Source organism: Acinetobacter sp. GW821-FHT09D10 (assembly GCF_059416285.1).
Genome location: NZ_JBWKOW010000001.1, coordinates 605898 through 628311 on the forward strand (window position 1 = coordinate 605898; position 22414 = coordinate 628311).

The 22414-nt window shown below is 36.7% G+C and carries 22 protein-coding genes and 1 tRNA gene; 15 read left to right on the plus strand and 8 right to left on the minus strand.

Annotation, left to right across the window (positions count from 1 at the left end; translation table 11 throughout):
• The first annotated feature begins 1255 nt into the window (after nt 1-1255).
• Nucleotides 1256-1332 (plus strand) — tRNA-Ile (locus AC07M3_RS02820).
• Between the two features lie 187 nt (nt 1333-1519).
• Here the strand turns inward: AC07M3_RS02820 and AC07M3_RS02825 are convergent.
• Nucleotides 1520-2383, minus strand: a complete 864-nt coding sequence (locus tag AC07M3_RS02825; RefSeq protein WP_494566451.1) for a hypothetical protein — start codon at nt 2381-2383, stop codon at nt 1520-1522.
• A gap of 279 nt (nt 2384-2662) precedes the next feature.
• On the opposite strand from AC07M3_RS02825, the gene AC07M3_RS02830 reads away from it, so the two are divergent.
• The 3 genes from AC07M3_RS02830 to AC07M3_RS02840 all read left to right on the plus strand — a co-directional run bounded on the left by AC07M3_RS02830 (nt 2663) and on the right by AC07M3_RS02840 (nt 4866).
• Nucleotides 2663-3235: a TetR/AcrR family transcriptional regulator gene (locus AC07M3_RS02830; RefSeq protein WP_494566452.1), complete on the plus strand. Its 573-nt coding sequence runs from the start codon at nt 2663-2665 to the stop codon at nt 3233-3235.
• A 175-nt stretch (nt 3236-3410) separates the two neighbouring features.
• Complete coding sequence (locus AC07M3_RS02835; RefSeq protein WP_005047522.1) at nt 3411-3956, plus strand: 1-acyl-sn-glycerol-3-phosphate acyltransferase; 546 nt, start codon at nt 3411-3413, stop codon at nt 3954-3956.
• Nucleotides 3957-4116: 160 nt separating this feature from the next.
• On the plus strand, nt 4117-4866 hold the full coding sequence (locus tag AC07M3_RS02840) for a YebC/PmpR family DNA-binding transcriptional regulator (protein ID WP_003651352.1): 750 nt from the start codon (nt 4117-4119) through the stop codon (nt 4864-4866).
• A 42-nt stretch (nt 4867-4908) separates the two neighbouring features.
• Here AC07M3_RS02840 and AC07M3_RS02845 read toward each other — a convergent pair whose 3' ends face one another.
• A complete protein-coding gene (locus AC07M3_RS02845; RefSeq protein ID WP_004642558.1) occupies nt 4909-5379 on the minus strand; it encodes an Lrp/AsnC family transcriptional regulator in 471 nt (156 codons plus the stop codon).
• A gap of 345 nt (nt 5380-5724) precedes the next feature.
• Here AC07M3_RS02845 and AC07M3_RS02850 point away from each other — a divergent pair, with 345 nt between their 5' ends.
• Complete coding sequence (locus tag AC07M3_RS02850; protein WP_494566453.1) at nt 5725-7038, plus strand: DcaP family trimeric outer membrane transporter; 1314 nt, start codon at nt 5725-5727, stop codon at nt 7036-7038.
• Nucleotides 7039-7091: 53 nt separating this feature from the next.
• Here AC07M3_RS02850 and AC07M3_RS02855 read toward each other — a convergent pair whose 3' ends face one another.
• The 5 genes from AC07M3_RS02855 to AC07M3_RS02875 form a co-directional block, all read right to left on the minus strand.
• Nucleotides 7092-7835 (minus strand): amino acid ABC transporter ATP-binding protein, encoded by a 744-nt coding sequence (locus AC07M3_RS02855; protein WP_042896581.1) that lies wholly within the window; start codon nt 7833-7835, stop codon nt 7092-7094.
• A gap of 13 nt (nt 7836-7848) precedes the next feature.
• A complete protein-coding gene (locus tag AC07M3_RS02860) occupies nt 7849-8526 on the minus strand; it encodes an amino acid ABC transporter permease (protein ID WP_005047524.1) in 678 nt (225 codons plus the stop codon).
• 2 nt (nt 8527-8528) lie between these two features.
• Nucleotides 8529-9371 carry an amino acid ABC transporter permease gene (locus AC07M3_RS02865; RefSeq protein ID WP_004642555.1) on the minus strand — a complete coding sequence of 281 codons (843 nt, stop codon included), beginning with the start codon at nt 9369-9371 and terminating at the stop codon, nt 8529-8531.
• 93 nt (nt 9372-9464) lie between these two features.
• Entirely contained in the window at nt 9465-10358 is an 894-nt protein-coding gene (locus AC07M3_RS02870) for an amino acid ABC transporter substrate-binding protein (protein WP_092705553.1), read from the minus strand.
• A gap of 536 nt (nt 10359-10894) precedes the next feature.
• On the minus strand, nt 10895-11659 hold the full coding sequence (locus tag AC07M3_RS02875) for a glutathione S-transferase family protein (RefSeq protein WP_309950442.1): 765 nt from the start codon (nt 11657-11659) through the stop codon (nt 10895-10897).
• Between the two features lie 343 nt (nt 11660-12002).
• Between AC07M3_RS02875 and AC07M3_RS02880 the strand changes: the two genes are divergently transcribed.
• From AC07M3_RS02880 to ychF, 8 genes are all read left to right on the plus strand, one after another.
• Nucleotides 12003-13238, plus strand: a complete 1236-nt coding sequence (locus AC07M3_RS02880; protein WP_494566454.1) for an SfnB family sulfur acquisition oxidoreductase — start codon at nt 12003-12005, stop codon at nt 13236-13238.
• Between the two features lie 12 nt (nt 13239-13250).
• The gene (locus tag AC07M3_RS02885) at nt 13251-14474 is read left to right on the plus strand and encodes an SfnB family sulfur acquisition oxidoreductase (RefSeq protein WP_199990658.1); all 1224 of its coding nucleotides are present in this window, start codon (nt 13251-13253) and stop codon (nt 14472-14474) included.
• Complete coding sequence (locus AC07M3_RS02890) at nt 14474-15886, plus strand: LLM class flavin-dependent oxidoreductase (protein WP_494566455.1); 1413 nt, start codon at nt 14474-14476, stop codon at nt 15884-15886. Before AC07M3_RS02885 ends, AC07M3_RS02890 begins: the two co-directional genes overlap by 1 nt.
• A gap of 14 nt (nt 15887-15900) precedes the next feature.
• Nucleotides 15901-16731 (plus strand): MetQ/NlpA family ABC transporter substrate-binding protein, encoded by an 831-nt coding sequence (locus tag AC07M3_RS02895; protein WP_005041242.1) that lies wholly within the window; start codon nt 15901-15903, stop codon nt 16729-16731.
• A gap of 13 nt (nt 16732-16744) precedes the next feature.
• Nucleotides 16745-17578 carry a MetQ/NlpA family ABC transporter substrate-binding protein gene (locus AC07M3_RS02900; RefSeq protein ID WP_307010132.1) on the plus strand — a complete coding sequence of 278 codons (834 nt, stop codon included), beginning with the start codon at nt 16745-16747 and terminating at the stop codon, nt 17576-17578.
• 5 nt (nt 17579-17583) lie between these two features.
• Entirely contained in the window at nt 17584-18660 is a 1077-nt protein-coding gene (locus AC07M3_RS02905; protein ID WP_494566456.1) for a methionine ABC transporter ATP-binding protein, read from the plus strand.
• Complete coding sequence (locus AC07M3_RS02910) at nt 18641-19300, plus strand: methionine ABC transporter permease (protein WP_003651328.1); 660 nt, start codon at nt 18641-18643, stop codon at nt 19298-19300. Before AC07M3_RS02905 ends, AC07M3_RS02910 begins: the two co-directional genes overlap by 20 nt.
• Nucleotides 19301-19393: 93 nt before the next feature.
• Complete coding sequence (gene ychF / locus AC07M3_RS02915) at nt 19394-20485, plus strand: redox-regulated ATPase YchF (protein ID WP_017390507.1); 1092 nt, start codon at nt 19394-19396, stop codon at nt 20483-20485.
• Nucleotides 20486-20532: 47 nt separating this feature from the next.
• Here ychF and AC07M3_RS02920 read toward each other — a convergent pair whose 3' ends face one another.
• Nucleotides 20533-21060 carry an Mpo1 family 2-hydroxy fatty acid dioxygenase gene (locus AC07M3_RS02920; RefSeq protein ID WP_199990662.1) on the minus strand — a complete coding sequence of 176 codons (528 nt, stop codon included), beginning with the start codon at nt 21058-21060 and terminating at the stop codon, nt 20533-20535.
• Between the two features lie 92 nt (nt 21061-21152).
• Here AC07M3_RS02920 and AC07M3_RS02925 point away from each other — a divergent pair, with 92 nt between their 5' ends.
• Nucleotides 21153-21860, plus strand: a complete 708-nt coding sequence (locus AC07M3_RS02925) for a Crp/Fnr family transcriptional regulator (protein ID WP_494566457.1) — start codon at nt 21153-21155, stop codon at nt 21858-21860.
• A gap of 171 nt (nt 21861-22031) precedes the next feature.
• Nucleotides 22032-22367, plus strand: coding sequence for a hypothetical protein (locus AC07M3_RS02930; RefSeq protein ID WP_494566458.1), 336 nt, complete (start codon nt 22032-22034; stop codon nt 22365-22367).
• Nucleotides 22368-22414: the final 47 nt, after the last annotated feature.

Below are 22414 nucleotides of genomic sequence, written 5' to 3' on the forward strand. Positions count from 1 at the left end.
TCCGAGTACATCTGATCTCTTTTTATAGTTTTACTTCAAATTAAATATACTTGCTTTAAAAATTTAGCTTATTGTTCAGCCCTTATTTCCGTCAATATTATACAAAGCAAGAAGCCTACTTAAAAAGCAGGCTTCTTACTGTATTTCAGGACTAAGCAATAGTTTTTTATTTTGGAAAAATACATTTATACTTTATTAAAACCTAGCATTTTAGTCAAGAATAAAATCAAATAAAATACAATCATTTGTATTACATGTGAAAGCAATCACACTTTAAGTTTTATATAGAAAACACATTAGAAAAAGACAGAAATTTCAATGATAAAAATTTCGAACTTTTCCACTTAAAAGTTCTATTTTTTTAATAAAATTAGATAAAGTACTTAATTTTAAAATAAGCTCACCTTTATTCATCTCTTTTCGCTTTTCATCTTTAAAGCTTTATTCATCCTATATATTAGATTATTTATTTCGAATTACTTTGACTCTCAATATTTTATAAGTAATTTTTCGATTATATCCAGACTTCCAAAAATTAAAGGACAAGTCCTTTATGAATTCTAAAAAAATTAATCCTATAAATATTATCATTTTTTATTCTTAGTTTTTTTTAAATATTAATTATGTATCCTGACTTAGATTACTTAGAAGAAAATTTACTCATCATCAATATATTTATTACAGTTTTTCATCAAATTCCAAAGAATAATTCCCATTAGAAAGATGTAAACTTGACTAGGATAAGAAGTGATTTAACCTATAAATATAATTTCAGGAATTAATTTTATTCAAAACATTCTCATAGTTTTATTAAAATAATTTTCGATCGAAAATTTATAAATTGCACACGATACATACATGCACAAATCTGCTTGTGCTCTACTATTTTTCGGTAAACCTATCTAACTTATTCTTGTCAGTATTATTCAAATAACCTCCCACAACTTGGTTGTATTTCAAACAATATATATTTTAAAAGAATTAATAATTCGAATCGAAAAGACAATTAAGCCTCTACCACTATAAGTTGCTGGCTGGAATAAGTTCTAATTGATCGATAAATAACTTAGTTCACTTTACTCACGAAGTACTCATACGCTAGAATCACTATCGCTTGTAATATTTAACCAAAACAACACAATATTTTTTGGGCTACGATGTGCCTACTTTAGAAAATGACTTGTGTTTAATTAAAAAATTGATTAGTATTGCACGCACTGAAAAGCCTTGAGATTAAAAGCTTTTCTTGCTTATAGGGCCTATAGCTCAGTTGGTTAGAGCAGCGGACTCATAATCCGTTGGTCCACAGTTCAAGTCTGTGTGGGCCCACCAAATACCAAACCTCATAAACTAAAAGTTTATGGGGTTTTTTAATATGTATTCAAATAGAATTTGGTTCACCGTTATAAAGAATACTTAAAATTTAATTATCAAATTTTAAAATTTATTTTTATCCCCAAACTTTTCAGCTTTTTTAAAATAAATTTTCTTTGTGCACTGAATATTTCTACTTCATCTATTAAGCTAAGATTTGTTTCCGCATAGGCTCGGAATGTTCTAATTGAATATCCCAGAACTTTTTCCATAAATCACAATACTCTAAGCATATCTTTTCAATATAGTTATAATCTTCTTCTGTACAAGCTTGCATCAAGACATACCATAAGTCTTCTTCATGATCATCATCCGCGGCTTCGGCACTTTCATCCTCAGAAATACCATGTACATGATAATAACCACCACCCTCCACCTCCAAACCGACGGCTTTAGTTGCTTTACGTAAAGGTGGACTGTAAAGGATAACCTCTTCTTCCGCGACTGCTAATAAGGCTGAAACAGCTTTATAGTCATGATAAGCATTTTCTAAAAATACTCTAACTTGATCTGCAATGTCACTTGGTTGAAAAGTCAGACGATCTTCTTCCGTAATACCGAAATCATTTAATACATCTTCAAATAAAGGATAGTGAGCATATTCTGGGTTTCCCTGATAATAACCATCTTTGTCTAAACCGGGTCGAAATCCAAACTCATCAAAAATATTTAGGCTTAAAAGAAAACGTGGAAACATTTTTGCACCAGCATGCAATCTTGGCTCTAATTGTTTAGTTTGAAATTGAGCCATGAGCAGTGCATCAGTAAAAGTTTGTACAATTGCGTGACGATATTCTAAGTGAATTTTTTTTAAATTTTCTTTATTAATTTTTCCGTTATTTAAAATATCAATTGCTGGATGATTTGACACGGCATGGTTAGCAATTTTTGCTCTTAAACGGGTCAAAAAGTCTGAATTTTTTTCCCATAGTTCGGCTGAAATGCTTTGCTTCATCCCTGCGAGTGCTTTCTTTCTAGGATTATTAAAATTCTCAAATTTCTTAGGCATATCCACTCTCATTAAATTTATTGAAGCCTGATCGATTTTTACATATTTTATTATAAAAACAATGACTTAAACTAATATTTAAATATGTTCCTTTATCAATCAATATTAGAATTAAAATCGTACGAAATCAAATAGAAATTTTCAAAAAAAACTCAGATAATGATAATCATTATCACAATATAAACTTGTATCCAATCCCTTTTTTTATTATGATAATTCATATTAAAATTTTAATTTTTTAGATTAAGTTATAATTAGTTCTAACTATATGGAATAGTAATGTCAAAAAAAGAAGATATTATAAATACTGCTTTAAATTTATTTAATCAGATTGGATACAATGCTACTGGTGTTGACCGTATTATTGCTGAATCTAACGTTGCAAAGATGACATTTTATAAATATTTTCCTTCGAAAGAAAATTTAATTATGGAATGCTTGCAACATCGAAATTTAAATATTCAAAATTCAATTAATGAACAACTAAGTTTACATCAAGATACTAACCCACTTGAGAAAATTCATATTATTTTTAATTGGTATATTGAATGGATCAATAGTGAAACATTTAATGGATGTTTATTTAAAAAAGCATTTATTGAAGTATCTAAACAATATACTTCAATTCGTGAACCATTTTACGAATATACGAAGTGGTTGACTCATTTATTACAAGAACAGCTCACTCAATTAGGGATAGAAAACCCTACTCCACTTACTCACATCATTATTTCTATTATTGATGGGATGATTATTGATGGAACAACAGATAAAGCGCTTATTAACTCTGAAAAAATTTGGCAATATATTGAATATTTAATTAATGAAGAGATACCTCAGCAGATCTCTTAATTTTAAAATTATCTAAGTTTATTAAGTTTAAAAGAAAAATAAAAAGAACTTTTTAAATCTTCTACAGCTTAGATAATCTTCATTATTGATGCCTTACTTTAGCTTTCATAATTTTTCTATGCTTTTTTACAAACTCATATTAGAATCCTGAAAATTTATCACCTTGCACTGATCTATGAAAAAATTTCTAGGTAACTCTATCTTTAAAGCTGCTGGCTGGACCTACAATGTAGATCCAGAAATTCTTGAGAAAAAACAAGTTATTATTGGCTTTGAACATACATCAAATCTAGATGCAGTGCTATCTATTGCTCTCTTCCAAATTTTAGACATTAAGATTCATACTTTAATAAAGAAAGAACTTTTTAAGGGTCCCCTTAAGCCAATTCTAGAAAAACTTGGTGGCATTCCCGTTGACCGCAAAGCGAGTAAAGATATTGTTTCTCAAATGGTTGAACAATTTCAAAATCATGAAACTTTTAACTTGGTGATTGCTCCTGAAGCTACTCGTGCCAAAGATGGCTCTGAACGTAAACCTATCCGTACAGGTTTTTGGCATATTGCCAAAGCAGCTAATGTTCCTATTGTACTCATGTATGCTAACGCGCGAAGTAAACAAGGCGGGATTCTAGGCAAAATTTACCCAACAGACTTACAAAAAGATTTGGAAACAATTAAAGAGCTATATGCGAAATTTGACATAGACGTCAAAATTAACTAAATCAAATTGGACTTGATTCGGCCTAATCTTACTCATTGGGTCTTAAGTTTATTATTCTTATTCAATTGGCTAACAAAACGCAGGGCAACAGTTTTCAACAAAACCAAGCCTATGCTAATATTCCAGCACTTTTGCATTTTCTTTTTTGGAGTTCACGTCCATGGCGGGTCATTCTAAATGGGCCAATATTAAGCATCGTAAAGCGAAACAAGATGCAAGTCGCGGTAAAGTTTTTACTAAATATATTCGTGAAATTGTGACTGCTGCCAGACTTGGCGGTGGAGATGCTGCTAGCAACCCTCGTCTGCGTGCAGTAGTTGAAAAAGCTCTTTCAGTTAATATGACACGTGACACCATCAACCGTGCAATCCAACGTGGTGCTGGTGGTGAAGATAATGATGATTTAAAAGAAGTAACTTACGAAGGTTATGGTGTTGGCGGTGTTGCTGTTCTTGTTGAGACAATGACAGATAACTTAAACCGTACAGTACCAGATGTACGTCACTGTTTTAGTAAAACAAATGGTAACCTAGGAACTGCGGGTTCTGTAGCTTATCTATTTACTAAACGTGGTGAAATTACTTTTGAAGATGTTTCTTTAGAAGACAAAATCATGGAAGTTGCTTTAGAAGCTGGCGCTGAAGATATTGAAATTTCTGAAGATGAAATTTTGGTAATCACCTCACCAGAAACTTTTGGTGAAGTTCAAGATGCTCTGACTGCTGCTGGTTTAAAATCTGACAATGCAGAAGTGGTTATGAGTCCATCAACAAAAGCCGAAATTACTGATGTCGACCAAGCAAAACAAATTCTTAAAATGATTGATATGTTTGAAGATCTCGATGATGTGCAAAACGTTTATACCAACGTTGAGTTCACAGATGAGGTTTTGGCTCAACTTGATGCCTAAATCAAACATTTGAATAAAAAACGCACCATTGGGTGCGTTTTTTTATAGTTTATTTAATAGGTTATAGCAGTTAAAAACATTATATTTTTTAATAACAAAGCTGGAATGCAAAGCAACCACATTGTCAATTTTTCCAATACGTCTTAATAAAATTTCACTGTAGTCATCCATGTTGCGTGCTACAAGTTCCAAAATAAAATCGGCACTTTGCCCTGTCACTAAAAATGCATTGGTCACTTCTGGAATTGCTTCTATTTCGGAAAGAAACTTGTCAAATGTTTCAGTGTCATGCTTACTCAATGAAACTTGCAATAAGATGTGCAAGGTAAAGCCGAGTTTACTAAAATTAATTTCCCTTTTGAGTTGCCCCATAACGTTGGCTTCAATCAGATGTTTAATCCGGCGATGCACAGAACTGACTGACAGATTGATCCGTTCTGAAAGTTCATTCAAATTTAAGTCTTCATGAGACAAAATTTCTAGAATTTGTTTATCAAAACGATCTAACTCCATTCCTATCTCCAGCCAGAATTTTACAATGAGGACAGTATACCCTATACAACTCCGACGCATTGAAAAATACGAAGGTTTAAAAATAGCTAAAACATTTATTTCTTTTACATATTTTATTGCAGTTATGCATTTTAACCGTGCAAATAATAGATCATATGACTCATTTTAGAGAATCAATTTCATGCTCTCATTTATTTTTTTCAATGTAGGGGCTTATTTACACTTCTATTTTAACATAAGCCAATGATAAAAATAGAAATTTTACTATTTTTCTAAATGCTTAAAGTTGGCATTATTATTGTTATGTATTTGCAGGAAAATTTTTATCCATGTCGGGGAATTCCTGTGAATAAGATCAAAACACTAGTGCTAGCAATGAGTTATTTAGGTGTAATTAGCGTGACGATGCCTGTGCATGCAGCTACAGATGCTGAAGTTAATGCGTTGCGTGATGAAGTAAAGGAATTAAAACAACTTGTCCAGAAACTATCTGATCAACAAAAAACAGCTTTATCGGTCAGTGCTCCACCAGCATCTCCCGCAACACCTGCCGCTTCTACCTCTCCCGTATCAAAACCAGGTTGGATGGCAATGACGGATGGTCAAACCCAAGTTAAGCTTTATGGTAATGTCCGAGTAGATGCAACCTACGACTTTAAAGGTTCAAATGGTAGCATTTCAAATGGCGCTAACTACCCCTTAAATAAAGATGATCCAAGACAAGATTCCTTAAATGTATCTGCTGCGACCTCACGAATTGGCCTAGATATTACTCGTCCAACTCAATATGGAGATTTAACAGGGAAAATTGAAGCCGATTTCATGGGTGGAAATGGAGACAATGGCAATGGAACCTTCCGTGTTCGCCATGCCTATATGTCTTTAGGAAAATGGTTAGCTGGTCAAACCACTTCACCTTTTGTGAACACCGATACATCACCCGAAACTCTAGATTTCACCGGAGCTGTTGGTACAGGCACTACACGTACGGTACAAGTTCGTTATACTCAGCCGATTAATGCCCAACAGAAAATACTAGTTGCTTTAGAAGGTGGTGATGTTGAAAAAGTGAGTAATGCTGCTGGTGGAAGTCGCTTCCCTGCTCTAACAACCCGATATGATTTTAAAACTGCTGATAACAAAGGCCTATTACAACTACATGGTCTTGCCCATGAAAACCGTGTAGCTCCAAAAGATAGCGCTTCTGAAGAAAAATTTGGTTGGGGTGTAGGCGTTGGAGGTAAATATGATTTAACGCCTCAAGATAGCTTGGTTGCTAACTACTATCATGTAAAAGGAGACGGCCGTTATTTATCTTATAGCAATTCTGCTTATGCCTATGACACAACAACACAGGATATTAATTTAGGCGAATTTGATAGTGCAGTGATTGGATATCAACGAAAATGGAGCCCTATCCTCCGCTCTACTTTTGCAATAGGCGGTATTCAATATAAAGATGATAGCGTTTACGCAAATAGCAATTTAACCAGTACCAGCTATAACAAAGAAATTTATAATGCCTTGGTCAATTTAATCTGGAATCCAGTTAAAAATATTGATTTAGGTGCAGAATATACTTATGGCCAACGAGAAACTTTCGCAGGCGATAAGGGTGATTACTCTCGTATTAATTTATTAGCAAAATATAGTTTCTAAAAATTGGATGTAAAAAAAGAGCCTTTCAAAAGGCTCTTTTTTTATTAGCGGTATTAATGCATGGCTTGAATTTTTTCTAAGAAAAGTTTAGCACGCTCGTGGCGAGCATCTAAATTATCAAAAAATTCATGTGTTGGGCAGTCTTCTAAAATCTTACCTTCATCCATAAAAATTAAACGGTTAGATACTCTTTTAGCGAAGCCCATTTCATGTGTAACACACATCATGGTCATACCTTCATGTGCAAGTTGCACCATTACTTCAAGTACTTCACCGACCATTTCAGGGTCAAGTGCAGAAGTTGGTTCATCAAACAACATACAAATTGGGTCCATGGACAAGCCACGCGCAATCGCTACACGTTGCTGCTGTCCACCAGACAATTGCCCCGGAAACTTATCTTTATGCGCAAGCAAACCTACACGTTCTAAATATTTCAAACCTTTTGCACGAGCATCGGCAACTGAACGCTTTAACACTTTAACTTGAGCAATTGTTAAATTTTCCAAAACAGTCATGTGTGGAAAAAGTTCAAAGTGCTGAAAGACCATTCCCACTCGTGAACGGAATTTAGCAAGATCTGTTTTTGGATCTTTCAGAGAAACGCCATCAACAATAATATCGCCTTGTTGAAATGGTTCTAACGCATTTACTGTTTTAATGAGTGTTGATTTTCCTGAACCAGACGGCCCGCAAACAACAACGACATCACCTTTTTCAATACTCGTCGTGCAATCTGTTAAAACCTGAAAATCACCATACCATTTAGAGATATGTTGGATGTCTATCATTGGCATTTAAAATCTCCAATTAGCGAATGATGGCAATTTTTTGCTGTAAGCGTTTGACTAATTGCGATAGCACAAACGAGCTACAGAAGTACACTACAGCGACGATTAAATAGAATGTTGCTTTCGTTTCAGGACCATAAGTATTAGCCAATGTATCTGCACGACCTAAAAAGTCTGGGGCACTAATCACATAAACTAATGAGATATCCTGAAATAAAATAATTGTTTGAGTTAACAATACTGGGAGCATGTTACGAAAAGCTTGAGGTAAAACCACATAGCGCATTGATTGACCATAGGTAAAACCTAGCGCGTAACCTGCATTTACCTGACCTCTTGAAATAGACTGAATGCCTGAGCGTACAATTTCCGAGAAAAATGCAGCCTCAAAAATAGCAAAAGTCACAACACTCGAAAACAACGGTCCCCAATATGTATCCGATTGAAACTCAAATATTTTCGGCAACAAAAAGTAGAAAATAAAGATTACCTGTATCAATGGAATACCACGAAACAGATCGACATAAAATTTTGCGAAATTACTTGCGATGGCATTGCTAGACAAACGCATCATTGCCAATGGGGTTCCGATCAGAATACCGCCCAGCATCGCCAATACAGTTACGGTAAGGGTAAAAACGAAACCTTCTTTGAGTGCCGCAATCACGTCAGGGTTCTGTAATAAAGAAAAATCCATAATTACTTCCCTCCCGAACCTAAGCCAGGTACAGCCATTCGTTTCTCAATCCATGCCATTACAAATTTAATGCTATAAGTAATGATCAAATAAACAGGTGTAGAGAGAATAAGAATAATGATGTCCTGAGAAGTTTCTTCCCGCATGGTTTTTGTATAAGCGAAGAAGTTCAAAACACTCAAAGCATATAAAACAGCTGAGTTTTTGAAAACGTTCATTGCTTCAGAAGTAATCGTGGGCCACACAGTACGATATGCAACAGGTAAAATGACATAACGATAGCTTTGTGCAGTGGTAAAACCTACTGCGGAAGCAGCAAATTTTTGTCCTGTTGAAACAGTATTAATACCAGCACGTATATGCTCAGATACACGCGCAGCTGTGTAGAGACCTAATGCAAAAACACCAATAACCGCAGGTTGCTGATTTAAAAGATTTTTCCACCATCCACCAGCAACAACATCCCCACTGCCTGCACTTATGCTATCCGGCAAAAATTCCGGAAAAACAAATGCCCAGAAGAATAGCTGTACGATAAGTGGAATATTACGGAAAATTTCAACGTAACAATTGCCAATAAATGCGAGAGGTTTGTTGGGTAATGTACGAATTACCCCTAGGAGAGAACCTAATAAAAATGCGATAAGAAAGGCTATAACAGCTGTCCAAACCATAGTAAAGACGCCTGAACCTAACATTTGTAACCATGTGGGCGCTTCAGCATGAGCATTGTAGCTTGAGCTACCAATTACTCTACAGACTGATTCTGCCCATGCGGCTTTATCGACACCATATTCATTAGACTCCGCACAGAATATAGTCCAGTTTAGCGAGCCGACTGACATGTTTGCCCCTTAAATGAATATCTTTAGGAAAATAGACCGCTTAAGCAAGTGAGGTTTCACTTGCTTAAGTAAATTTAGGACAAAAAGATCTTGTTAGATCCCTGCATCTGTTGGGTGAGCTTTTAATTTTTTATAAGATGAACTTTGTGGCATGTTCAAATTTGTATTTTTTGGTGGAATTGGCGATAAGAACCACTTCTTATATAAAGCGTCCATTTGACCAGTTTTCCATAGATTATTTACAGTACGGTCAGCAATCGCTTTAAATTTTGTATCACCTTTAGCAAGCATAATGCCATAAGGCTCTGATGAAAGTACTGGACCAACAATTGCGAAAGCTTTAGGTGTAGAAGACTTGGCAACTAAACCAGCTAAAATATTATCATCCATGACAAATGCAGCAGCACGGCCTGATGCCATCATTGCAAAAGAGTCTGAGTGATCTTTACCATAGATGTTTTGGATAGTAAGTGCTTGGCCTTTTTCATTCATCTTGATGTATTTATCAGATGTTGTACCTTGAGTTGTTACAACAGCCTTGCCATTTAAATCTGCCAAACTCTTAATGCCAGAGTTCGCTTTAACTGCCATACGTACTTCAGTCGCATAGTAGTTTGTTGAGAAACCAACTTGTTCTTGGCGTTGCTTAGAGTTTGTGGTCGTACCACATTCCATATCGATATTGCCTGCTAAAAGTTCAGGAATACGAGTTGATGAAGTTACTGCCTTGTATTCAACTTTTAGCCCAGGCATTTTCAATTCTTTTTTAATGTCATTTGCAAACTGGTTACAGATATCGACTGCATAACCTACTGGTTTACCTGCAACAACATATGAAATTGGGTCAGAAGATTCTCGGTGGCCAATGACGATTTTTCCGCTGCTTTTAATTTTAGCTAATGTATCTGCTGCCTGAATTTGAGAAGTAGCACCAACCGTACAAAGCATAACTGTTGAAACAATGAGAGAGGTTGCAGAACGTTTCATAAGAACTCCTTGATGATCATTCTCTCTATTTATCTATAGAATCATTCATATAGAGAAATAGAGTGATTTATTATTAAATTGCAATTATCGAGCCAACTTTTCCAAGTAGGACACATCCATTTGCTTCACTTATTTTATTCAATCTGTTTTGCAGAATTAATACCTTTAAAACTGCTCACATGTTTCTACTTTAATCTATATTTTAATCTTCTGTCTATTATTAAGCTCACCTAATTACACTTAAATGTGGCAATTATTGATTACATTGTAAACACATGCACAATAAAGAGGCTTAACTTCTTCTAAAAACTGTTTTTAGAAAAATTATATTTTCTAGAAAATTATAAAAATTAAAATTATTAAAGATTTAGCTAAACATTAAATTCACATTGTAAAAAGCAACTTAAGCATCAAAATAATATATACAAATGGTTTAATAAAAATCATTTAGAAAATTGATAGTAATATTTAGATAAATGAGTGACCTTAGAAATATTACAAAAATGCCCTGAGAAAATCAGGGCATTTTATAAAGTTTAAATTCCTCGCCAATCTACGCGCGCGTTTCTTTCGGTTTGATATATTCTTAAAACATATTGGCCTAGAGGCAAATCAAGTAAATATTTTTGATAATTGCTCCATTCGACTGAAACTTCTTCTGCCTCTTCACGCTCCCACGGCGTACCTTTTACCTCTAATAGTGGTGCAAGCATCGAACAGACAGAAATATCGGCAAGACTTAATCGATCGCCCACCATATAGCGCGCTTGATTTTCTATTAGATACAGGTTTAGTTCATTTATGAGTTCATCCATATGCTCTTTGGACTGGCTCACTAACTCCTCTTCAAGCTTATAGTTCTTCTTTACGAGTGTTTTGAGAAAAGGTTTTGATATTTTTTCAAACTGACGTAAATAACCTTGTTCACCCATCATAATTTCTAGAGCATGGTCCCCTTGGGCTAAATTATGTGCTAATGCCCAACGGCGCACATGTATCCCAAGATCATCAGCCAAACTATCAATTTTCAGTGTTTGTTGTCTAAGTTGCTCATCACGACGTAAAAGCACATGTTCTGGGTAGGTATCATCCAGATAAAGTGCAATTTTGGTTGATTCAGCAATCCATTGATGATCATCTTTCAAAATTGGCAGCAAATTTTGCCCTGTTTTGAGTTGTGCGAAAGCACGATGAAACCCTGGAATCAAGTTATGAGCCACATAATCAAGTTCTTTATGGTCTAACAACCAGCGAGCTTTTTCACAATAATGGGACAAAGGGAACTGATACAAAACCCGCATAAAATCTCCACGTTTATTTTTATTTGACTATTTGTACAAAAATGGTCGATGGTAAGTAGATACTTTAGAAGCTATTTTTAGTGAAAACAATGGATATTGTGCTCATTTTTGCTGACAGTTAAGTCTATTTTTTTATATCTTTTTTTACCGTACTTATTGCTCTTTTTCATATTAAAACTAATTTTATTATTAATTTTTTGCATAAAAACAACAACCAATTGATTTACAATAACTTTTAATATCTTTATTTTTCCATTAAAAATCAAAAAAAATGCTTTGCACTTTATTTCATAAGCTGAGCATAAGTCCTCGTTTAGTGGAAAAATATTTCTTTTGTAAGGTAATGACAGCAATACAAGGTGTCATTATGTCTAATTCTCTATCTAAAACGACGGCATACGTCCAAGTCATTCAAAATGATCAACAAGCCATTAATGCCGCTTATCAAGTGGCGGATTATGCTTTAGAGGGTCGTAATACACGTGATCAACAACGCTTATTACCTCATGAGCAAATCGAAAGCTTTAGCCAAAAAGGCTTAGGCGGAATCCGAATTGCAAAAAAATATGGCGGAGCTTTTGTGTCGAATAAAACCTTGGCACAAGTTTTCCGTATTTTAAGTAAAGGCGATGCGAATGTTGGTCAGATTCCACAAAATCAGATTAGCCTTTTAAACCTGATCGAAATCTTAGGTACAGAACAACAAAAACAATTTATCTTTTCAGAAATATTAGCAGGAAAACGTCTTGCCAACGGTGGCCCAGAACGTAATACACATGACTCAAAAACACTAAAAACCACGCTCACCATTGAAAATGGCAAATATATTTTAAACGGTGAGAAATTTTATTCGACAGGAACAAGTTTTGCTCACTGGCTTGCAATTAAGGCCGTTCATCCTGAAGGCCATGTCGTTTTAGTGATTGTTAACCGAGAAGCCCAAGGCATTGAAGTCATTAATGACTGGAATGGCTTTGGCCAACGTACAACTGCGAGCGGCACAGTTAAATTAAATGATGTTGAAGTTAATCCTGAACTTATTTTTGATGAACGCTTATTAACACAAGTCCCAACTTATCGCGGTGCTTATTCGCAGTTATTACAAGTTGCAATTGATGTTGGAATTGCAGAAGCCGCTTTTGAAGATACCTTATCGACTATTCATAAAGCGCGTCCAATTATTGATGCAAATGTTGAAAAAGCCAGTTTTGAGCATTACACCCTACAAGAGGTTGGTAAGTTAAATATTGTGCTCGACGCTGCAATTTTATTACTTGATGAAGCTGCTGAATATTTAGATGAACTTGACCAAATTCAAAATGTGACTGATGAACAAGTAGCAAAAGCTTCAATTTTGGTTGCTGAAGCGAAAGTCTATGCCAATGATGCCGCTCTACAAATCTCTGAAAAATTGCTGGAACTTGGTGGAAGTCGCTCAAGTTTAAGCCAGCACAATTTAGATCAACATTGGCGAAATGCCCGTGTACATACATTACACGACCCTGTCCGTTGGAAATTACATGCCATTGGCAATTATTACCTGAATGGTCATTTCCCTGCCCGCCATGCTTGGATTTAAGGAGAAATTGTCATGACTTCATATCAATCGGTTCAAACTAAACAAACATCGGCATCTAACCAAGCACACATTATTCAAAATGATGCTGAAGCTTTAGAAATTGCTAAACAATTTGCTGAGCAATTTAAAAAAACCGCAGTAGAACGGGATACCAAGCGAATTTTACCGTATACCGAAATTGATGCCTTAAGCCAGTCTGGGCTTTGGGCAATTACAGTACCCAAACAATATGGTGGTGCCGAAGTTTCAAGCCATACGGTAGCTAAAGTAATTGCACTATTAAGTGGTGCAGATGGTTCAATCGGTCAAATTCCACAAAACCATTTCTATGCTTTGGAAGTCTTACGCAACACGGGAACAGAAGCTCAAAAACAACGCTTATATGGCGAAGTATTAAATGGCACTCGCTTTGGTAATGCACTTGCTGAATTTAAAACAAAAACTTCGACTCACAAACAAACCAATATCCGTCCTCACGAAAATGGATATCTCATTCAAGGCGAAAAGTTTTATTGCACAGGAAGCTTATTTGCTCACCGTATTCCAACTTTAGTTCTAGACGATGCTGGCCGAGAATATCTGGCATTTGTGAAAAGTGGTTCGCAAGGATTAAAACTTGTCGATGACTGGTCTGGCTTTGGACAAAAAACTACAGGTAGTGGCACAGTCAAGTTTGATCAGGTTTTTGTCGATGCAGATGATGTCATTCCTTTTGATACTGCATTCTTACAGCCAACTTTAGTTGGTCCATTTGCCCAAATTATGCACGCCTCTATTGAGGTAGGTATTGCGCGTGCAGCCTTTGAGGAAAGCTTGCAAAGAGTGCATCAAGCTCGCCCATGGATTGATTCACAAGTAGAAGCGGCAAACCAAGATCCTTTAACAATTTATGAATTAGGACGCATTGCCGTAGATGTACGCGCAAGTGAAGTCTTATTAAAACAAGCTGCTCAATCAATTGATGCCGCAAAAATTGAAACCACACCTGAAAGGATTGCTAAGGCTTCAATTGATGTTGCCAAAGTCCGTGCTCATAGTAGTGATATCGCACTAAAAGCATCGTCGAAGCTGATTGAACTTGCTGGTAGCCGTGGTAGTCAAGCACAAGATGGCTTAGACCGTTTCTGGCGCAATGCACGCGTGCATACGTTGCATGATGCTGCACGCTGGAAATATTACTTTATCGGCAACTATGTTTTAAACGGTGTTCTACCACCTCGTCGGGGGACATTGTAATGACAGACTTTAAAGCTAAAGAGATTTTGCTGAATGCCTTTGATATGAATTGTGTTGGGCATATTAATCATGGTCTATGGACACATCCACGTGATGAGTCACACCGTTTTAATGAACTGAGCTATTGGACAGAACAAGCCAAAACCTTAGAAAGTGGTCTGTTTGATGGTTTGTTTATTGCCGATATTACAGGTGTGTATGACGTCTATCAAAATGGCATTGATCTGACTTTAAAAGAGTCAATTCAGCTCCCGAGCCATGACCCATCCACACTCATTTCAGCTATGGCAGCAGTCACTCAAGACTTAAGTTTTGGGGTCACTGTGAACTTAAGCTATGAGCATCCGTATCAGTTTGCTCGTCGCTTTGCGAGTCTTGACCATTTAACTCAAGGTCGTATTGGCTGGAATATTGTTACCGGTTATCTAGATAGTGCGGAACGTCTTATCGGTCAAAAAGGTTTGAAAGACCACGATGCACGTTATGAACAAGCCGAAGAATTTTTAGAGCTTTGCTATAAATATTGGGAAGGTTCATGGGAAAACGACGCTGTAAAAAAAGATAAAGTAAATCGTGTTTTTACAGACCCAACTAAGGTACACACCATTCACCACCATGGAAAATATTACCAAAGTGAAGGTGTGTTTCAGGTGTCTCCTTCGGTGCAACGCACTCCAACGCTCTTCCAAGCAGGTGCTTCGCCTAAAGGTATGCAGTTTGCGACTCGTCATGCCGAATGTGTATTTATTGGTGGTGACAAGCCCGAAAAAATTCGTGAGCAAGTAAAAAAGATTCGTAATCTTGCCGAACAGCAAGGCCGTGCAGCTGATGACATCAAAATCTTTGTCGGCATAACCGTTGTTGTTGCTGAGACACATGACCTCGCAGTACAAAAACTTAATGAATATCGTCAGTACGCAAGTCCTGAAGCAGGCTTAGCTCATTATGCAAGTTCAACTGGTATTGACCTAAGTAAGTTTGACGATGATGAAGCTATTCCTTATCAGAAAAGTAACAGCATTGTTTCCATTACCGAAAAATTTAAAGAACAGCAAATCACTAAAAATGATTTAAAAGCTCAACATGTTTTAGGCGGCCGTTATCCACTCATTGTTGGCAGTGGCGAAGAGGTTGCTGAATACTTAATTCATCTTTTAGATGAGACCGATATTGATGGTTTTAATTTGACACGTACTGTTGCACCTGAGTCTCACCACGACTTTATTCGCTTGGTCATTCCTGAGCTACAACAACGTGGGCGTTATAAAACTGCATATAAAACGGGCTCTTTGCGGAACAAAATCTTTAATCGGGGTGATCAATTACCGAAACAGCACCCTGTTCAAGCGTTCCGATGTAGTCCCTATAACAACAGCAAAAACTTAACAAAAATTGAAGAAATAACCGCTTAAATTTGGAGATAGACATGGCTCAAACAGCCTCTAAAAAATGGCTAGGCGTAGGCTTAGTCGTTGTAGTCCTTTTTGTTGCTTTATTCTTTTGGAATAAACACCGTCAAAGTGGCTCAAATGAACTTGTAATTGGCATTAGTCCACCATTTGCAAAAACTTTACAAGCTGCTGCCGATGAAGCAAAGCTACAGGGTTTAAATGTGAAACTGGTTGAATTTTCTGACTGGAATACACCAAACATTACTTTAAATCATGGGGATATTGATGCGAACTTTTTCCAGCATCAACCTTTCTTAGATAATGCAATTAAAGAAACTGGCTTTAAATTAAAGGCATTTGCAGTGGGTGCAGCATCACATGTGGGACTTTATTCAAAGAAATATAAAAGCTTAGATGAATTGCCACAAAATGCACGTGTAGTCATTCCAAATGATCCAGTTAACCAAGGTCGTGCTCTACTACTCTTACAGCAAGCTAAATTAATTACGCTTAAAGATTCAAACAATCATTTATCTGCACTCAAAGATGTTGTTTCAAACCCTAAAAATTTGCAATTCATCGAGGTTGAAGGACCACAGACTGCTCGTGCAATTGATGATGTTGACTTGGCCTTTGGCTACCCACATTACTTACGCTTAGCAAAAACAGCTGACCCTGAAAGTGCGCTTTTACTTGATGACAATACCAATAAACGTTATGCCATTTTGTTTGTAGTGCGTGATGACTATCAGGACAAGGGCGACAAATTGAAGAAATTTGTTGAGATTTATCAGAACTCACCAAAAGTTAAAGCTGTCTTAGATGCTGAGATTGGGCCAACACTTTGGTTCCCTGGCTGGAAGTAATAACGGAAAGATTATGGCTATTCAGTTCAAAAAGCATAAACCTTGGTTACTCGGAATTACGATTTTAATCGTGATTCTGGGTCTCGTCGGTTATCGCTATATTAAAAATAAGCAAACCGATGATGTTTTAACGATTGGCATTAGCCCACCTTATGCTGAGCTACTACAAAGCGTTGCTAATGAAGTCGAAAAACAAGGTGTTCATGTCAAGCTTGTTGAATTTTCTGACTGGCGAGCACCGAATGTTGCCGTACAAAACGGCGATATTGATGCAAACTTTTTCCAGCAAAGCGTTTTTTTACGTAATGCAGTTAAAGAAACAGGATATGACTTACACGCATTTGCTGTGGGTTCAGGAAGTCACGTAGGTTTATATTCAAAAAAATATAAAACACTTGATGATTTACCTTTAAAAGCACGTGTTGCTATTCCAAACGACCCAGTCAATTTAGCTCGCGCTTTAATTTTATTGCACCGTGCTGGCTTAATTCAGCTTAAAGATAGCAACAATGAACTTTCAACGACCCAAGACATCATTGCGAATCCTAAACAGCTAAATTTTGTTGAAGTTGAAGGCCCTCAGACAGCACATGCATATAACGATGTCGATTTAATTTTCGGCTTCCCTCACTACTTAAAAATGGCAAAGGTAACCGACCCGCATAGCGCATTATTTTTAGATCCGATTGATAAAAAATATGCAATTTTGTTTGTGACCCGTCGTGATTACCAAGATAAAAATCAAAAACTGGCAACCTTCGTCAAAGCATTCCAGAACTCAAAACAAGCGCAGGATATTCTGGATAAAGACTTTGGCCAAGGTATGTGGTTTCAAGGCTGGAAATAAGGAGAATGACGATGGTGAGTTTTGGATCACAAGTTGATTTTTCTCTACCCCATATCAAAATTCGTGGTTTAAATAAGTTTTACCAATCACAAGGTCAAAAACTTCATGCTTTAAAAGAAATTAACCTTGATGTTCCTCAAGGTAAAATCTTAGGCATTATTGGGAAAAGTGGTGCAGGCAAATCTTCCTTGCTCCGTACTTTAAATGGCTTGGAACAAGTGAATACTGGCAGTATTCATATTCATCAACAAAACATTGCTGAATTGAGTCATGCCGAGCTCATCCAAACCCGTCAACGGATTGGAATGATTTTTCAACATTTCAATTTAATGTCTGCAAAAACAGTTTGGGAAAATGTGGCATTGCCCTTAAAAGTTTCGAACTATAACAAACCAGATATCGACCAACGTGTAAATGAAGTTTTGGCACTGGTGGGATTAGCAAATAAGTCGAACTACTATCCCTCACAACTTTCTGGTGGGCAAAAGCAACGTGTCGGTATTGCACGCGCACTGGTTCACCACCCTGAAATTTTACTTTGTGATGAAGCGACCTCAGCACTTGATCCAGAAAGTACAGCCACTATTTTAGCTTTGCTTAAAAAGATTAATCAGGAGCTTGGCTTAACTATTGTATTAATCACTCACGAAATGCAGGTCATTCGAGAAATTTGCGATCAAGTCGTAGTGATTGATCAAGGTGAGATTGTAGAAACTGGACAAGTTTGGTCTGTGTTCTCACGACCAGAGCAACAAATTACTCAAGAATTGCTGAATCTTGAACAAATCACCCTGCCTTTTAAGATCAGTCCGTTACCCGATGAAAATTCGACTCATATTATTATAAAACTTAAATATGAGGCTGAAGCACATCAAGTACCCGATATACAAGAACTACTTACTAAGTTTAAAGCACCAGTCAACTTATATCAAAGTCAGGTCGACACCATTCAAGGGCACATTATTGGCTCACTTTTAGTGGGTATTCCTAATGTAGAAATTGATATTTCTTCCATACGACAAGACGCATTAACTGCAATTGCACAATTTGAGGTACTTGGCTATGCCCGACCAGCTCATTGATCTATTAATTAGTGGAACTGTAGATACCTTACTGATGGTGGGTGCATCTGCATTGATTGCTTTTTTAATTGGCTTACCGATTGCTGTTGTTCTAGTAAGTACTTCTGAGCATGGCATTCACCCATCACAAAAAATTAATCAAGCATTGGGCTGGGTAATCAACATTACGCGCTCTGTACCTTTTCTTATTTTAATGGTGGCCCTGATTCCACTGACTCGCTGGATTGTCGGGACAAGTTACGGCGTATGGGCGGCGGTTGTTCCGCTGACTATTGCTGCAATTCCTTTCTTTGCGCGTATTGCAGAGGTGAGCTTACGTGAAGTCGATCAAGGCTTAATTGAAGCAGCACAAGCGATGGGCTGTAACCGCAAACAAATTATTTGGCATGTACTTTTACCTGAGGCCTTACCTGGTATTGTTGCGGGCTTTACCGTGACTATTGTGACTATGATTAACTCCTCGGCTATTGCCGGTGCTATTGGTGCGGGTGGTCTAGGAGACATTGCGTATCGTTATGGCTATCAACGTTTTGATATGCAAATTATGGTCGCTGTAATTTTAGTGTTGATTGTTTTAGTCATGTTAGTACAAGCAACTGGTGATGCATTAGCCCAGCAACTTGATAAACGTAAAGTTTAAACTCAACAGAACCCTGCTCTAGCCATGACTTTGTCATGGCTTTCATGTAAAATCAGCGACAATTTTTAATTTACACATTTGTGAGTGGTTTTCATGGGTTTTAATTGCGGTATTGTTGGTCTGCCAAACGTAGGGAAATCTACCCTTTTCAATGCATTAACGAAAGCAGCAATTGCAGCGGAAAACTTCCCTTTCTGTACCATTGAACCAAACACAGGTATTGTTCCTGTACCAGATCCACGTTTAGACAAACTTGCTGCGATTGTTAAACCGCAACGTATTTTGCCAACTACAATGGAATTTGTAGATATTGCAGGTCTTGTTGCTGGTGCATCAAAAGGTGAAGGCTTGGGTAACCAATTCCTTGCTAACATTCGTGAAACTGATGCAATTGCTCACGTGGTACGTTGTTTCGAAGATGAAAACGTGATTCACGTAAACGGTAAAATTGATCCGTTAGATGATATCGCAACCATCAATACTGAACTTGCACTTGCAGACCTTGAAACTGTTGCTAAAGCAATTTTACGTTTGACTAAAGTCGCTAAAGGTGGTGACAAAGAAGCTGTTGCAACTAAAGCAGTTTTAGAAAAAATCCAACCATTACTAGACGAAGGTAAACCAGCACGCGCTGCTGATTTGTCTGATGACGAACGTAAATTAGTTCGTGGTTTTGGTTTAATGACTTTAAAACCAACGATGTATATTGCAAACGTTGCTGAAGACGGTTTTGAAAATAACCCGCATTTAGATGCAGTAAAAAAACTAGCTGCGGAAGAAAACGCAATTGTTGTTCCTCTTTGCAACCAGATCGAAGCTGAAATTTCATTATTAGAAGATGAAGATCGTGCTGAGTTCCTAGAAGCAATGGGCATGGAAGAACCAGGTTTAAATGTGGTTATTCGTGCAGGTTATGCACTTTTAGGTTTACAAACTTATTTCACTGCTGGTGTACAAGAAGTACGTGCATGGACTGTAAAAGTTGGTGCAACCGCTCCTCAAGCAGCTGGTGTGATTCACACTGACTTCGAAAAAGGCTTTATCCGTGCTGAAGTTGTTGCATATGATGACTTCGTACAATACAACGGTGAAAACGGCGCTAAAGAAGCTGGTAAATGGCGTTTAGAAGGTAAAACTTACATCGTTCAAGATGGCGATGTAATGCACTTCCGTTTTAACGTTTAAGTCAAAGATTAAGAAAAAGCCCCAACATATTGGGGCTTTTTTTATATTTATAAGGAATGATTCAGATCCATCATCTCTCGTTTACTACGTGCTTCTTTCAAAATTCGCTCATGCAATGGCTTTCTAAAACCCAGCATAAATATAAATTCTGCCAATACAAATAACGGTCCTATCGCAAGTCCAATCACATCATCGACAAAAGCTGGTTTTTTCTTTTCGAAATAATGCCCCACAAACTGAAAGACCCATCCCACCACAAAGATACCAATACTTGCTGCTAACCATTCTCCCCAAGATAATTGGGCAATTTGGCTCGCCAGTGGATACACAGCGACTAAAAGAATTAGCATGAGTAAACCAAATACTTTATCTAAAATAAAATAATAAATCGTACTAACTGCAATCAACACCATGGCTAAAGTAAGTTTAAAACTACCAATATCTATCCCAGCTCTTGCTGTTAAACATAAAATTGAAAACACGATGAGTGGAATACCAATAAAATGCGTCAAAATATTTTTATGATTTAAGTGGTAAGCCGCATATTTGCTAAGCTGTTGCTCCAGATTCGACATGAGTGGTTCCCTATTCATCTACATATAGTCATACTCTACAAATAAGGAAAACTTAAAGTTGTCAGCTATTTGACAAAGTAATGATTTTTTTCATGGATGGCCCAATATTGGATATTATTTATATTAACCGATTAAAAGAAAACACATGGTTTAGTGCGCTTCCAGAAGCATTCCAAAACTTTATTCTAGAACATGGTAAGCAAATAACCTTTGAAAAAAACAGTTATGTTTTTCGTGCCCAAGATATGTTTGATGGCATTTATACCGTGCTTGAAGGCTCAATTAGCTTGGGTTATGTCGATGTAAATGGTAATGAAGCTCTTTCTGCTATTGCTGAGCCTATTATGTGGTTTGGAGAAATCTCCCTCATTGACCATGAACCACGTTCGCACGATGCGATTGCTTTGAAAAAAAGTACCGTTCTGCATATTCCTGCAAAACCATTAAATGAATTACTCAAAGACAATCCATATTACTGGTATTACTTTGCTCGTTTAACCAGCCAAAAACTCAGGTACGTTTTCTTAGAACAGATTGCTATCCAAACACGCAGTATTTCTCAAAGGCTTGCTCAACGTCTTTTATTCATTTTAGAAGGATATGGGAATCATATTCTTATTCAAGATCATCACATTCATATTTCTCAAGAACAATTGGCAAATATGCTGACCACATCTAGACAGACTATCAACCATGAGCTGAGTCTGCTCGAAAAACAGAAACTCATCAAAATTGCTTTTAGAAAAATTGAGATTCTAGATATTGAGAAATTGAAAGTAGTTGCTCAAGCACAATCCTAATTTTTTAAAAGCGGCTAAATAATAAAAACTTAAAATTAAATTAAAAAATTAGATAACACTGCAAAACAACACATTGTTCAAACTCTATTTCCACAAAATAAATGTGTTAAAGCAGATATTTTCACCCTACACTCAAGCTGAGCAATAATACTCAACAAGGCACTGATTAACATGAAAAAATTATCAACAATTCTTACAGCAGGCGTATTGGCTATGTTAAGTGTTTCGGCATTTGCATGTCCTAAAGGAACTCAATTACAAGGCGGTACAGGACCAAATCACAAAGGTGGAAAATGTGTAGCGGTACATGGAAAAACTGCCGCTCAAAAAGTGAAGAAAGAAGCAACTAAAACTAAACAGGATGTGAAAAAGGATTTAACCACGCAAAAACATGATGCAATGACCAGCGCGACTCATGCTCAGCATGAATCTCAACAAATGACTCATCAAATGAAACAAGATGCAGTAAAAACTGCTAACACAGCTAAAGCGGCAACCAAACCATAATTAACATTCACTCATTATCGTTTAAAAGCAAAAAAGCGAGACTGATC

Bases quoted from the DNA above. Each gene is read 5' to 3' on its own strand.
- AC07M3_RS02895 (WP_005041242.1), top strand. From the start codon at position 15,901: ATGGCTCAAACAGCCTCTAAAAAATGGCTAGGCGTAGGCTTAGTCGTT.
- AC07M3_RS02865 (WP_004642555.1), bottom strand. From the start codon at position 9,371: ATGTCAGTCGGCTCGCTAAACTGGACTATATTCTGTGCGGAGTCTAAT.
- AC07M3_RS02920 (WP_199990662.1), bottom strand. From the start codon at position 21,060: ATGTCGAATCTGGAGCAACAGCTTAGCAAATATGCGGCTTACCACTTA.
- AC07M3_RS02885 (WP_199990658.1), top strand. From the start codon at position 13,251: ATGACTTCATATCAATCGGTTCAAACTAAACAAACATCGGCATCTAAC.
- AC07M3_RS02880 (WP_494566454.1), top strand. From the start codon at position 12,003: ATGACAGCAATACAAGGTGTCATTATGTCTAATTCTCTATCTAAAACG.
- AC07M3_RS02905 (WP_494566456.1), top strand. From the start codon at position 17,584: ATGACGATGGTGAGTTTTGGATCACAAGTTGATTTTTCTCTACCCCAT.
- AC07M3_RS02870 (WP_092705553.1), bottom strand. From the start codon at position 10,358: ATGAAACGTTCTGCAACCTCTCTCATTGTTTCAACAGTTATGCTTTGT.
- AC07M3_RS02875 (WP_309950442.1), bottom strand. From the start codon at position 11,659: ATGCGGGTTTTGTATCAGTTCCCTTTGTCCCATTATTGTGAAAAAGCT.
- AC07M3_RS02835 (WP_005047522.1), top strand. From the start codon at position 3,411: ATGAAAAAATTTCTAGGTAACTCTATCTTTAAAGCTGCTGGCTGGACC.
- AC07M3_RS02845 (WP_004642558.1), bottom strand. From the start codon at position 5,379: ATGGAGTTAGATCGTTTTGATAAACAAATTCTAGAAATTTTGTCTCAT.
- AC07M3_RS02840 (WP_003651352.1), top strand. From the start codon at position 4,117: ATGGCGGGTCATTCTAAATGGGCCAATATTAAGCATCGTAAAGCGAAA.
- AC07M3_RS02860 (WP_005047524.1), bottom strand. From the start codon at position 8,526: ATGGATTTTTCTTTATTACAGAACCCTGACGTGATTGCGGCACTCAAA.
- AC07M3_RS02830 (WP_494566452.1), top strand. From the start codon at position 2,663: ATGTCAAAAAAAGAAGATATTATAAATACTGCTTTAAATTTATTTAAT.
- ychF (WP_017390507.1), top strand. From the start codon at position 19,394: ATGGGTTTTAATTGCGGTATTGTTGGTCTGCCAAACGTAGGGAAATCT.
- AC07M3_RS02930 (WP_494566458.1), top strand. From the start codon at position 22,032: ATGAAAAAATTATCAACAATTCTTACAGCAGGCGTATTGGCTATGTTA.
- AC07M3_RS02855 (WP_042896581.1), bottom strand. From the start codon at position 7,835: ATGCCAATGATAGACATCCAACATATCTCTAAATGGTATGGTGATTTT.
- AC07M3_RS02910 (WP_003651328.1), top strand. From the start codon at position 18,641: ATGCCCGACCAGCTCATTGATCTATTAATTAGTGGAACTGTAGATACC.
- AC07M3_RS02900 (WP_307010132.1), top strand. From the start codon at position 16,745: ATGGCTATTCAGTTCAAAAAGCATAAACCTTGGTTACTCGGAATTACG.
- AC07M3_RS02925 (WP_494566457.1), top strand. From the start codon at position 21,153: ATGGATGGCCCAATATTGGATATTATTTATATTAACCGATTAAAAGAA.
- AC07M3_RS02890 (WP_494566455.1), top strand. From the start codon at position 14,474: ATGACAGACTTTAAAGCTAAAGAGATTTTGCTGAATGCCTTTGATATG.
- AC07M3_RS02825 (WP_494566451.1), bottom strand. From the start codon at position 2,383: ATGCCTAAGAAATTTGAGAATTTTAATAATCCTAGAAAGAAAGCACTC.